This is a genomic window from Paraburkholderia denitrificans, assembly GCF_042655705.1.
In the GTDB taxonomy this organism is placed as follows: domain Bacteria; phylum Pseudomonadota; class Gammaproteobacteria; order Burkholderiales; family Burkholderiaceae; genus Paraburkholderia; species Paraburkholderia denitrificans.
Genome location: NZ_JBHSMP010000013.1, coordinates 605262 through 617806, shown reverse-complemented (window position 1 = coordinate 617806; position 12545 = coordinate 605262). Strand labels below are relative to the sequence as shown.

The 12545-nt window shown below is 59.7% G+C and carries 12 protein-coding genes; 7 read left to right on the top strand and 5 right to left on the bottom strand.

The genetic code is table 11. The features are described from left to right. Nucleotides 1–75 precede the first annotated feature (75 nt). The 5 genes from ACFPTO_RS12325 to ACFPTO_RS12305 all read left to right on the top strand — a co-directional run bounded on the left by ACFPTO_RS12325 (nt 76) and on the right by ACFPTO_RS12305 (nt 4401). Complete coding sequence (locus ACFPTO_RS12325; protein WP_377711614.1) at nt 76–771, top strand: B3/B4 domain-containing protein; 696 nt, start codon at nt 76–78, stop codon at nt 769–771. 81 nt (nt 772–852) lie between these two features. Continuing rightward, a complete protein-coding gene (locus ACFPTO_RS12320; RefSeq protein ID WP_377711613.1) occupies nt 853–1656 on the top strand; it encodes a helix-turn-helix transcriptional regulator in 804 nt (267 codons plus the stop codon). Nucleotides 1657–2054: 398 nt separating this feature from the next. Then, complete coding sequence (locus ACFPTO_RS12315) at nt 2055–2684, top strand: LysE family translocator (RefSeq protein ID WP_377711612.1); 630 nt, start codon at nt 2055–2057, stop codon at nt 2682–2684. A gap of 217 nt (nt 2685–2901) precedes the next feature. Next, nucleotides 2902–3555, top strand: coding sequence for a hypothetical protein (locus ACFPTO_RS12310; protein ID WP_377711611.1), 654 nt, complete (start codon nt 2902–2904; stop codon nt 3553–3555). Nucleotides 3556–3726: 171 nt separating this feature from the next. Then, nucleotides 3727–4401, top strand: a complete 675-nt coding sequence (locus ACFPTO_RS12305) for an RES domain-containing protein (RefSeq protein WP_377711610.1) — start codon at nt 3727–3729, stop codon at nt 4399–4401. Nucleotides 4402–4662: 261 nt separating this feature from the next. Here the strand turns inward: ACFPTO_RS12305 and ACFPTO_RS12300 are convergent, their stop codons facing one another. The 3 genes from ACFPTO_RS12300 to ACFPTO_RS12290 form a co-directional block, all read right to left on the bottom strand. Continuing rightward, nucleotides 4663–5784, bottom strand: a complete 1122-nt coding sequence (locus ACFPTO_RS12300) for a porin (protein ID WP_377711609.1) — start codon at nt 5782–5784, stop codon at nt 4663–4665. A 306-nt stretch (nt 5785–6090) separates the two neighbouring features. Further along, entirely contained in the window at nt 6091–6417 is a 327-nt protein-coding gene (locus ACFPTO_RS12295; protein WP_377711608.1) for a hypothetical protein, read from the bottom strand. 870 nt (nt 6418–7287) lie between these two features. After that, nucleotides 7288–7806, bottom strand: coding sequence for a single-stranded DNA-binding protein (locus ACFPTO_RS12290; protein ID WP_377711607.1), 519 nt, complete (start codon nt 7804–7806; stop codon nt 7288–7290). A 534-nt stretch (nt 7807–8340) separates the two neighbouring features. Here ACFPTO_RS12290 and ACFPTO_RS12285 point away from each other — a divergent pair. Continuing rightward, complete coding sequence (locus tag ACFPTO_RS12285) at nt 8341–9165, top strand: phosphatase PAP2 family protein (protein ID WP_377711606.1); 825 nt, start codon at nt 8341–8343, stop codon at nt 9163–9165. Between the two features lie 150 nt (nt 9166–9315). Here ACFPTO_RS12285 and ACFPTO_RS12280 read toward each other — a convergent pair whose 3' ends face one another. Beyond that, nucleotides 9316–9675, bottom strand: coding sequence for a COG4315 family predicted lipoprotein (locus ACFPTO_RS12280; RefSeq protein WP_377711605.1), 360 nt, complete (start codon nt 9673–9675; stop codon nt 9316–9318). A 228-nt stretch (nt 9676–9903) separates the two neighbouring features. On the opposite strand from ACFPTO_RS12280, the gene ACFPTO_RS12275 reads away from it, so the two are divergent. Further along, the gene (locus ACFPTO_RS12275) at nt 9904–11139 is read left to right on the top strand and encodes an MFS transporter (protein ID WP_377711604.1); all 1236 of its coding nucleotides are present in this window, start codon (nt 9904–9906) and stop codon (nt 11137–11139) included. Nucleotides 11140–11258: 119 nt separating this feature from the next. On the opposite strand, the gene ACFPTO_RS12270 is transcribed toward ACFPTO_RS12275, so the two are convergent. Beyond that, nucleotides 11259–12446 carry an MFS transporter gene (locus ACFPTO_RS12270; RefSeq protein WP_377711603.1) on the bottom strand — a complete coding sequence of 396 codons (1188 nt, stop codon included), beginning with the start codon at nt 12444–12446 and terminating at the stop codon, nt 11259–11261. Nucleotides 12447–12545: the final 99 nt, after the last annotated feature.

The window sequence follows — 12545 nt, the reverse complement described above, 5'->3', positions numbered from 1 at the left end:
TCAACGATGGGCCAAAGGGCAATGTATTTTCTCCATTCCAACAGAGTTTGGGAGCAATTCCCGAAATTGCGGGCAATGGCCACGGTCGTGCGAGGCGTGGCAGACCTTAAACCGGATCAGGTAGATATAGCGGCAACTCTGGAATGCGTATGTCGGCGCCTTGACGGTGCACAGGAAAGCGAATTTCCGTCCATTCAGGCGTGGCGCCGTACCTATGCGGCAGCAGGTATTAAGCCAACGCAATATCGCTGTGCCGCTGAGGCCTTACTCCGTCGATTTCGCAAGGAGCGGGTACTGTCGCGGCTCCATCCTTTGGTTGACGTTCTCAATGCAGAATCCATGAGGGCCGCGATTCCAATCGCTGCCTTCGATATCGCCCACGTCGTTGAAGGGATTACGGTGAGGCACGCCACCGGAGAGGAAATCCATGAAACCTTCACCGGCGAAGCGGAATGTCCGGCCAAGGAAGAGATCGTCTTCGCGGATACTGCAGGACAAGCCCACTCCCGGAGGTGGGCTTATCGGCAAAGTGCTGTCTCTGCGGTTAGCGAACGGTCGAACAACGTCCTGATTATTGCTGAAGCACTTCATGAAGAAGCGTTAGCGGACCTGATGGCGTTGCAATCCCGCCTAAAGGTGTACGCTGAGGCGCTCAACATCACGATCGGTGAGAGTGCCTTCCTGACACCGGATAACAGACGGTTCGATTTCGCGCCGACCGAGGCGAATTCGTCCTCTTCGAACACGCAGGGGCAACGCGGTGAAACCTGAATCGAATTCCAGGTGGGTGATGGCGTCGTGACGAGAGCTTTATCTCAGCGATACCTCGCATAGATAGAAGGAACTTGTTCGATGTTACATAGAGTTGAATTCGCAAACTCCGCTCTGCCTGGCATACGCATCGTTGAGATTCTGTCCGACCGGCGTTTCCCGCGCCATGCGCACGATGAATACGGTGTAGGGGTGATGCTTGAGGGAGGCCATGTCTCCTGGAGCGGCAGAGGTCAGGTCGAGGTGGGGCCGGGCTACGTCATCACGGTAAATCCAAATGAACTTCACGATGGAATTCCCGTTCAAGGCGCTCCACGTCGCTGGCGCATGATGTACGTCGACCCTTGCGTGATCGCCGAGTTTGGGGGCGCTGAGATGGCCGCACGCGAATTCCCTCTGCCCGTCGTTGACAACATACATTTTGCACAGCGGTTCGCCTCCGCACTGTATGGTCTACCAGACGTTACCGCGAGTGAAGCGACTGAGAGCGTCCTCGATCTGTTCGGCACGTTGTTCGAACAGGAGAGGAATGTGCAATCGCTCTGCGGGCCATCCCGCAGCGTGCAACGAATGTTGGAGCGGATTCACGACGATCCTGCCAACGCGCCCTCCCTGGAGGAACTGGCTGATATTGCCGCCCTCACGCCTTATACGGCCCTTCGTCGCTTTCGACGCGAGCTTGGTACAACTCCGCACGCTTATCTTTTGCAGTATCGCGTACGCCAGGCGTATAAGGCGATCAGCGAAGGTAAAACGCTCGCCGAGGCCGCACTTGTCGCCGGTTTTGCTGATCAACCTCATATGACGCGCGCGTTCGTACGCCAGTTCGGTATAACGCCAGGGCAACGGCGATGCGCGCAAATTCATACAAAGCTAGCCAAATAACCGACGCTGTTGCAGCGGCGTTTCTCTACGCATGAAGTATTCGCCCAGACGATTTGTTTGGTTCGGCATCCTTTTTAGGTTTTCAGTTCTTTCCTGAGGGACCGGAAAGCATGAAGCCGATCGGGAATGATCCAGCGTTAAGCAAGACCTTTATTTGCCGAGCGATCTGCTGCCGGACTTTCTAGCAGGCTGTTGAAAAGCCCAGTGCCTTGACGACCTGGGCGCTGGGTAAAGGAAGTCCGCATGCAATCGGTCGCTGATTTTCGGAAAGGCTGGTCCGAATGCCAACCCCGTGAACGGCCCGACTGGCCCGTTGTACTACGCGTTGCATATGTGCGCCCAGCCGTGCGGTTGATTTCCGCGTGAGCGAGTACTGCAATCCGCACCGGATTCAGTAAATGAGAGAGAGTTTTGGAATGGAAACGGAATTTCTGCTGACCGCGTTGATTGTGGTGCTCTTGCCCGGCACGGGTGTCCTCTACACGCTCGCAACGGGTCTTGGACTCGGTACACGCGCATCCGCCGTTGCGGCTTTCGGCTGCACGCTCGGTATTCTGCCGCAACTCCTGCTCAGCACTTTTGGACTCTCGGCAATCTTTCATGCAAGTGGGTTTGCCTTCCAGATCATCAAGATCGCTGGGGCGCTTTACCTGCTCTTCATGGCGTGGCAAGTGCTTCAGGAAAGTGGTGCTCTACAACTACAAGCCAATGACGCGCCTCGCAGTAACTCTCAGCTGATCGGCACAGGCATATGGCTTAACCTTCTGAACCCCAAGCTCGGGCTATTTTTCCTTGCCTTTCTTCCCCAGTTTGTTCCCGCCGATACCGACAACGCGAAAGCCATTTTCTTCGTTCTTGGTCTGGTTTTCGTGGCCATGACGCTCGTGATATTCATCGGATATGGCTTGCTCGCATCCTGGGTGCGCAACTACGTTATTAGCAAACCTCAAGTCATGAAATGCATTCGCTGGGGCTTTGCGGCTGCATTCGTTTTCCTCGGGCTTCGGCTTGGATTCGAGACGGTCTAGGCAGGGGTTGCCGCGTGGGGTAACGAAAAATCGGCACACTTGAAGTCATGAACGTCATGAACGTCATGAACGTCACGAACTAGCATTGACCCATGGCCAAGATCCCTCCCCTCTCCGCCCCCGTCTTCGATCCGCTTCTGGGTGATGTCACATACGCCCGAGGCCCTTATTCGGATACCGAAACCGTAACGGTTGTCCATCCCCCTCGCCCAAAAGGGTGACGCGGCGCTACTACTTTGCCGCCAAGGAAAATGGGCCGATCTGGAAATCTACCGCTGAAACGATAGAGGTGACGAAGCTTTCCCTGGGTGAGCCTGAGCACGTGGAGCGGTATGCCCCGCTCATCGCATTGAGCAAGAAGGAGCTGACGCGCATCGCAGGGTTCAAGATCATCAGCCACACGGACGTCCACGCCCGAGCCAGCAAAAAGGCACCGCCGATCGTAAACCCCCGGGATTTTCTCGATCTCGCGAAGAGGACGGTGGAACACCTCCCGGATACGATTGAGGGCCGTGCGGTGCATCTCTCGGGTCTCTTTGCCAGGGTCGCATCGGGTGAGCCGCCTGCCGCCATTTTCAAGGCGATGCCCGCGCTCGCCGCCAAGCCTCGCGAGCAAGTAGCGCCCGCCGATCCCCTTGCCGCTGCACGTGCGCGCGGTCGGCGTCACGCGCTCGAACTTTACGAGCACCCGGACAACCTCACGTTGCTCGATGCGCGCGACTATGCGGGCCGCAACGAGCGGAAGATCAACGAGCAACGGCAGGCAGGCAGGCGAGGTCTACGCGCTACTGCCGCCGGGGAAAATGCGTGGTTTTCGCTACCCGAAGTGGCAGTTCGACGCCGAACCCGAGCGCCTGAAAGACGCCCTTAAACCGTTCGTCGACGCGTCCTCCAACTGCTGGGTCATTCACTCGTTCATGCTGGGCAAGCGGGCATTGCTCAACGGTCGCGCCCCATCGGATGTTATCGTTGACAGCACAACCGACCTCAAACCCGTGATCGATCTGGCCGAATCCGAGATCGCCGGCGAGCAAGGGGCACAATGACGGCAGGCCCAACCTCGCCGTCGACCATCGACGCTCCGCTGCCGCCCGCCAATTTCATCCATGCGCGACTACCGGTTTTCGAACTGAACCTGGCCGCGACGAACCTGTACCGGGTACACCGTCGAAGCTATGGGCCGATCTTCTACAACCGCCGCTCCAGTTCGTCGATGACGTTCCGCTTCGATACGCCGAACGACGAATATGGCGTGCTGTACGCCTCTCCGTCGTTCGACGCCTGTCTGGCCGAGACGATCTTTCGAGACCGGTTTCGCGGGGGCGATGCAGGCGGGCCGCGGCTGATCGACGAACGAGATATCTCAGAACGTTCGATCGCCACGCTCGGTTTTTTTGAAAGCCGACCGCTGCAACTCGCGGATCTCACGCAACCGCTTTTCCAGTACGGGTTCGATGCCGGTGTTGTGTCCACGCCCGACTGGTCGATACCCAACAGATGGAGTCTGGCGATTCACGACCACCCTCTCGAACTCGACGGAATCCACTACCGCTCGCGTTTTGCGAACGTCGAGTCGGCCGCGATCTTCAGTGACCGCGCAATGCTTGTTCAACGCGATAACTCCACCCCGCTTCTACAACACCCACAACTCGCGAGCTTTCTGGACCGTTACGACATCGGCATTGCCGTTTCGGGTGGTACCCACTGGCGTGCTTAGGAAACCTGATACGGAAATCGCCGTGCTCGACGCACAGCCCGGCTTTGACCGCGGAACGCCTCCGGAAAATATGGTTGTGTCGCGACAAGAAAGAAGCACGAACCACTTTATAGAGTGAACAGGATTGCTTCTATCGCAAGAGAATGGAGTTGTTCGACGGCGGTTGCAGCGACGCAATCGTCGTGCATCCGCCCTTTGCGGATCGGCACACGTCGGCATTGCACCTGCACCCGCCCCCGGGCGCAAGTACTGCCGCTTCGACTAGAAGTGATGCACGATGCCGACGTTGACCAGCACGGTATTCGCGCCCGGCTCTGTGCCGCCGGCGACAATCGACGTCTTGAGGCTTTCAAGCGGATCGATCGTGCCAACCGCGCCGGCATCGACGTACGCGACCTGTGCATACAGCATGGTGCGCTTCGACAGCGAGAAATCGTTGCTCAGCACCAGCGAACGCGTCGTGCTGTTGTGGCCGCCGCGATACCTGTTGTAGTAGCCGGCCAGCCCAGCGACATTCGAGGCACTCCACTGATAGGTGACGCCCGGACTGATCGACGTCACGTGCGAGATATCTCCACCGTCGATGGCGCGGTCGATCACGTCGAAATAGTTGAGCTTGCCCGTCACCGGACCATACGATTTGGCCACGCCCACGCTCCACAGGCGGCTCACGTTCTCGCCGGATACGGAATCCGCAACCTGCTGATAAGCCGCAGACGCGATGACCGGGCCGGTATAGGTCACACCCAATGAAATTTCGTTGCCCTTGCGCATGCTGCCTGGCACGCCGCCAAACGAATAGGCGGCGCCAAACCAGACAGGGCCGAGCGTGTTCGAGTACTGCAATGCGTTGCCGATGAAGACGCCGACGTCGTTACCGGGATTGGTGCCCGCGCCCAGCGCATTGCCGGGTGCCGCGAGCTGGTTATACGCCCACGTATACAGGTTCGACAGGTTCTCCGCGAACTCACGCGGCTCGGTCACGATGGCGGCGAGGATCGCCGGGCTATACATTTTGCCCAACGTGAGCGTGCCGTACGGCGTGGTCAGCCCGACGTTGGACTGACGCCGGAAGATTTGCGTCTGGTAGCCGGGGCTCGTCATCAGGGTGCCGTTATTGCTGGCGAAGTAAGACTCGAGGGCGAAGGTGGCGGCCATGCCGCCGCCCAGATCCTCGGTACCCTTCAAGCCCCAGACGCTCGGATTGACGCCGCCTGTCGCGAGCTGAACCTGCTGGCCCTGGCCGGTCACAGAACGATTCTGATAGAGCACGCCGGCATCAACCGTGCCGTAGAGTGTTACCGAAGATTGTGCTGCGGCCGCGCTTGCGATCGTTGCCAATGCAACGGCCAGCACAATATTCCGATATCGTCGAGTACGCATTTTGTCTCCTTGATTTCCTGATTGGTTCAAGCCTTAAAGGCTTCTCTTCTTTTAACCGCGAACCGCCCCACGGGATTGGTTCGTTAAGGAACTTCAACAATCGTCAGATTATTAATATTTCAATTCATATTCCTTATATTTCGCTAACCAAATTAATTTCCACACGATATCTACGATTCTCAGATCCTTTGAGTCAGTGGTTTGTCGAACCGCCTGACTTCCACCTTCGCCCGATCGATGCGGCAACGACGCAAACATCCGCAGTCACAACACACCCGCTGGCCACACGCAGACCGGCGGCGTGGATCACGAAGGCTCGGCGAGCCCGGCGAACCACGACGTAGTGCTTGTGCTTGTCAAAAAGTTGAATTCGTCAGGCGCCGCGTCGGGTCGTTCCCGGTGAGCCGGGCAATGAGCGGCGCTGCCGACCACGATCGAGCCGTTCAGCTCGTCGGGGAACTTGTAGGCCCCTGCCTGCTTCAGGTTTGACACATTCGACTGATTGATCTGCGAGAGGGGCGAATACGATTGACCGTTATGGGTGCGGTAGTAGGTCAGCCAGCCGGTGTCGTTCCGCGCATTGGCGAGGCGGTCGAAAGTGACCGCCGGATAATCGGCCGACGCGTAGGCCATGCTGCATCCGAGCATGGCGGATACGGCAAGCCCGATTCCGCACGACGTCTTTCTGAACGCAGAAACTACACGTTCGTTCATTATTGTCTCCATACGTATTAGCGCGACCCGTTGAAAACCGACAAGTACACCGAATACCGAAATGGGCTGGGGCCTGCGAGTGATCGTCAGAACGCAAACATTGTGCCAGCGACACATAAATCCTTACCGCACAAGGGTTCCAGCGATTTTTCGCTGCCGTGGGGAAACGTCGCGCATGCAAAGGCAAGTGCGATATGTGTTGCATTTCGTTGCAATGAGGCGGCGAAAATGTCACCAAACTGGACGGCAAACGAGCCGGGCTAAATGCTGCGCACCTTATTTACCCGATCGTCATCGAGAATACGATTTATATAGGAATGCAAAGTGACCTGATCTGCGGATTCGAATGTTGCCGTTCCCTGCCAGCAGTATCGTGTCAGCCGATTGAAAAGATGCGCGTACCCGTCTGCGTCGGCAGCGCACGGTCAACGAGCGGCTGTGTCGCGATCAGGCTCTCCGGTAAAATTGGCGGTCCGATACCGATGGCGAACGCGATGGCCAGGACGAAGAAAACACTGCACAAGGCATTGCCAGCAGGCATTGGCAAGGTGTTGGAACGCCTGCACTAAAGGGCAGATGTACGACGATCGCGTCGCTGCAACCGCTGTCGAACAATTCTATTCTCTTGCGATATAAGCAATCCTATTCATTCTGGAAGGTGTTCATCCTTTTTTCTTATCGCGACACAACCCATTCCCGTCAAAAGCAGAAGCCCCGGATCGCCCGCCCAAATCCTTGATTTGAAAGAGCAAACCGGGGCTTTCTTTACATCAGTGCTGGATATTCCTCTTAGAACGGAATATCGTCATCCATCTCATCGAAACCGCCGCCAGCCGGCGCGTTCGAACGACCACCGCTGCTGCCGCCGCTCGCGCGCGGCGCGCCGCCACCGGCTGCACGGCCACCGCCACGCGGCTGCTCGGCCGGTTCGCGGCTGTAGCCGCCGTCATCGCCGCCCATCGACGCTCCGCCGCTGCGGCCGCCCAGCATCTGCATCTGGTCCGCCACGATTTCCGTCGAGTAACGGTCGGTGCCGTCCTGCGCCTGCCACTTGCGCGTGCGGATACGACCCTCGATATATACCGACGAGCCTTTCTTCAGGTACTCCGACACGATTTCGGCCAGGCGGCCGAAGAACGACACGCGGTGCCATTCGGTCATTTCCTTGAATTCGCCCGATGCCTTGTCCTTGTAACGGTCGGTGGTTGCGAGGCGAATATTCGCCACCGCGTCGCCGCTCGGCAGATAGCGCACTTCCGGATCGGCCCCGAGGTTGCCGACGAGTATGACCTTGTTCACGGATGCCATGAAATTCTCCTGTTGTGCCCAAGGACAGTTTCTTGTGTCAAAGGGACAAGCTATTTGTCAAAAATAGAGCCTGGGGACATTTTCCCGTCAAAGCCCGCGCTCTGCCGGAGTACGTCCAACAGGACATTCCAAATCAGATCCACACCGGTCGCAACACGGCCCCACATATTCGAACCCGTTGCAACTGGCCTGGCATCCCGAACTCCTTCTGCGAAGGAGATCGATTTGCCCGAAATTGTAACCGAGGGCTGCGGGTTGCCCCATCGAGCATTCGAACGATGGCCAATATGGATATGGCGACGCGGTCAAGCCTGGCCTTGGGTCGGGGATCGCTGCCCGCCAATCGCCGGGTGCGCCATTAGCGGTATCCGTTCGTCTCGCATACGGTCGTCGTGGGCTACACTCAAGTCCGCCGGAACGGCTGCATGGGCGTTGTATCCAGCGATGAACAGCGTTTCGCCTTCAATTGCGGGGTAGGCGAGTTATGGAACGCTGCCTTTGTCAAATTAAAGGTTCGCCAGGGAGCGACCAAGCATGCGTCTGAACAAGTTGTTGCGACGGTCCTCCCATATAGCGTCCGGAACCGAAGACGGCAATTCACAGGGCTGGAGATTTGTACTTCACCGTATCGGCTTCGCGAAGTTTCTGACCGCCGTCATTCTCATCCTGGGAGGCATGTGGCTGTTTCTCGGGATTCTCGAAGACGTTATCAGCGGTGACCCTTTGGTCGCCGTCGACCAGATGCTTCATGACAGGCTGCAGGTGCTTCGCGTTCCGCTGTTCGACCACGTGATGGTGGCAGTTTCGGAGCTTGGCGATGCGGCCGTCACGATTCCCGTGTCCCTGGCCGTGCTCGCCGCGCTCCTGTTTCGGCGCGAATGGCGGTCGGCCGGCTACTGGATCGTTGTGATCGCGGCGGCTGAAGCCTCGGTCAAGTTGCTCAAGCTCGCTGTTCAGCGGTCCCGGCCCGTGTCGATCTACGAAGGCATCGAGCGTTTTTCCTTCCCCAGCAGCCACGCGACATTGAGCATTGTGGTCTATGGCTTCCTCGCCTACCTCGTGTGTCGAGGGCTTCGGAGGGCGGTGCAGTTCAGGATTGCCATGACAATCGGTCTGGTCATAGCGCTGATTTCCTTTTCCCGTCTATACCTCGGCGTTCACTGGTTTTCCGACATCATCGCGGGTCTGAGTCTCGGCATGGCCTGGATTACGTTTCTATCGGTCGCCCACCATCTGCGGGATCGCGACAGGCAAGGTTCCTCCGTGCTGTGGATATCCGCACTTGCGACTTTCCTGGCCGCCGCTGCGATTCACATCGCCCTGTCCCACGCTGTTGATTTTGGGCGCTACGCCATGTAGCTGAAGACGGGATCAGGGACGAATATCAACTTCAGGCATCCATGCTTTCATGCGCTGGCGCGCACGGTCATTGCGCAACACCTCATCTGACCGCGCGGCGCCAGCCTTATGCTTCGGAGCAGGCAAGACGGGAACATTACCGGAAGGCCTTCAGGGCTTCACGGTATGCCACATGCCCTTGAATCCGTCGCCGTTCATTTGACCGGCCTGTTTGTCCTGCGCAAAGCGATACAGGGGGTGGCCCTTGTAGGTCCATTGATGCTTTCCGTTACTGGCAGCGATGAGCCCCCAGTCACCGCTCGCCTTGTCATATGAATCCGCGACGGCTGCGGACCAAATGGCGGTACAGGCGCCAACGCAGGCGCTCTTGCCCGGCACCGTGTCCTTGTCGAACGTGTAGAGCGTCATTCCATCGTCGTCGACGACCCTTCCGTTCGAAATCTTTGGAGTCTCCGCAACCGACACAATGGGCAGGGCGCAAGCAATGATGCACAACAGGGTTCTGGTCATGATTTCAATCCTTGCATGGGTGCGGCGGCAGCGTCGCCGCACGACGGAACGACGCGAAGATCGCAAACGCAGCGCGAAGTCGTGCCAATGATCGACACTGCGCGACTCGCGTAACAGTTAAACGATTGATCCGGGGTCCTATTCCGTTCCTCGCGCGCTGCGCTCTGACGCACGGCGGACGGATGCGCGCGCATGGCGTAATGTCGAGGCGAAACCTCCGGTACTGCGATGTCACCTGCCAGGAATCCCGTTTCAATCCTGCTCCCGCCAGCGGGCGTGGACCGGCGTGCGCTGCTGCTGCTCGCTGCGCGGAGTCTGCGCGGGATCTGCGACGGGTTCGTCGCCGTGCTGCTGCCGGCGTATCTGCTGTCGCTCGGTTTCGGGAAGCTCACGGTAGGCCTGATCGGCACCGCGACATTGTTGGGCTCAGCCGTTGCGACGGTCGTTGTCGGCTTGATGGGCGGCCGTTACCCGCAGCGCGCGCTGTTGCTCTTCGCCGCCGCCCTGATGGCGGCAACCGGCCTGGCGTTTGGATTCGTGTCGTCACTGTGGCCGCTGCTCGTGGTGGCGTTTGCAGGCACGCTCAACCCGGGTTCGGGCGATGTCAGCCTGTTTCTGCCACTTGAGCACGCGCACCTCGCCGAATTCGCACAGGGCGACGACCGAACCGCGCTGTTCGCCCGCTACAGCCTCGTTGGCGGGCTGTCGGCGGCATTCGGCGCGCTCCTCACCGGACTCCCGGACTGGATCGCTGCGCACACCGTCGCTTCCGCGCTCTTCACCATGCGCGCGATGTTCATCGTCTACGCGCTCACGGGCGTCGTCGTATTCCTGCTGTATCTGCGTTTGCCGAAACGCGAGGCGCACGCGGCAACGGTCCACGCGCCACTTGGGCCGTCGCGCGGGATCGTCACGCGTCTTGCGCTCCTTTTCAGCGTCGACGCGTTCGCGGGAGGCCTGCTCGTCAATTCTCTGCTCACGCTGTGGCTGATCCAGCGCTTTGGTCTTTCGCTTGCCGCCGCAGGACAGTTCTTTTTCTGGTCCGGGCTGCTGGGCGCGGGTTCGCAACTGGCCGCCGCACCCATTGCCCGCAGGATCGGCCTGCTCAACACCATGGTGTTCACCCACATTCCATCGAGCGTGTGCCTGATCGCGGCAGCCTTCACGCCAACGCTACCGCCGACTCTGGTCTTGTTGCTTATGCGCAGTGCGCTGTCGCAGCTCGATGTGCCGACCCGGAGTGCTTACGTAATGGCCGTCGTGACGCCACCCGAACGACCGGCCGCGGCGAGCTTCACGGCGGTGCCGCGCAGCCTCGCAGCGGCAGTGGCGCCGACGATCACAGCCGGGCTGCTTGGAGCTGGCTGGCTCGGCGCGCCGTTGATCGTGTGCGGCACGCTCAAGATCGCCTACGATCTCGCGGTGCTTGCCGCTTTCCGTCACATCAGACCCGACGGAGGATGATCGTGACCGGCAGACCGCTGAAAAACGCGTTGAGGGTGCGAGCCGTGAGCGGCGCGCGCAAGGCGGGTGTCTCAGCGCGCGCGGAGCGCCCTGGCGCCAGTAATACCCTTGTGCCGGTATCAGGCGCGCTTGGGCGGCGCCTTCATGTTGGCCGCGACGATCAGCCAGGACAGGACGAGCCCGGAGCACGTATAGAACACCGTGCTTGCGCCGCCGTGCTTGAGCAGCCAGCCGCCGACCACGCCGCCGAGCGCGAGGCCGATGGACTGCGTGGTGTTGTACACGCCGGTGGCCGCGCCCTTGCGCGCGCCCGGCGCGAGCTTCGAGACGAGCGACGGCTGCGACGCCTCCAGGATATTGAAGCCGAGGAAGTAGATGAAGAGCACCGCGCCGACGATCGTCAGCGTGTGCGCGAGCGAGCCGAGCAGCAGCTGGCCGATCAGGATGAGCGCAATCGCGCTGACGAGCACCGCCTTCATCTTGCCCTGCTTTTCGGCGACGATGATGGCCGGAACCATCAGCACGAATGCGAGCCCCATCACCGGCAGATAGATCATCCAGTGCGACGAAACCGGCAGGCCCGCATCGACGAGCAGGCGCGGCACCACGAGGAAGAGTGCCGTCTGCGTCGCGTGCAGCACGAGCACGCCGTAGTTCAGGCGCAGCAATTCGACGTTGTGCAGCACTTCGGCGAAGGGCGCGCGCACGTGCACGGGCTTGGGCGCATCGGGCACCACCCAGAGCACGACGCCCACCGCGAGGATCGAGAACACGCCGACCAGCGTGAAAAGCCCGCTCATGCCGACCCAGTGAAACACGATGGGTGCGCCCACAATGGCGACCGCGAACGAAATGCCGATCGAGCCGCCCACCATCGCCATGGCCTTGGTGCGGTGCTCTTCGGCGGTGAGGTCGGCGATGAACGCGATCACCGCGGACGATACCGCGCCCATGCCCTGAATCACCCGGCCGACGATGATCCAGTTGATGTCGTGCGCGAACGCGGCGACGAAGCTGCCGAGCGCGAAGATCACGAGCCCCGAGGCGATCACGGGTTTGCGCCCGATCCGGTCGGAGAGCCAGCCGTAGAAGATGTAGAGGAGCGATTGCGTGACGCCGTAAGCGCCGAGCGCGATGCCGACCAGCAGCACGTTATCGCCGCCGGGGATCGTTTTCGCGTAGACCGAAAACACCGGCATGATCATGAAGAGGCCCAGCATGCGCAGCGCGAAGATCGCAGCGAGCGACACGGTCGCGCGCAACTCGGGCGCGGACATGCGTGATGAAGTAGCGGACGGATTGGACATCGGAGAGATGATCTGATTAGGCTGCCGCTGCCCGCGGAAATGGAAGCAGGCGAGCGCGGACTTCGTTATTGCCGAAATGGCTCCCGGCTTGACACCCCT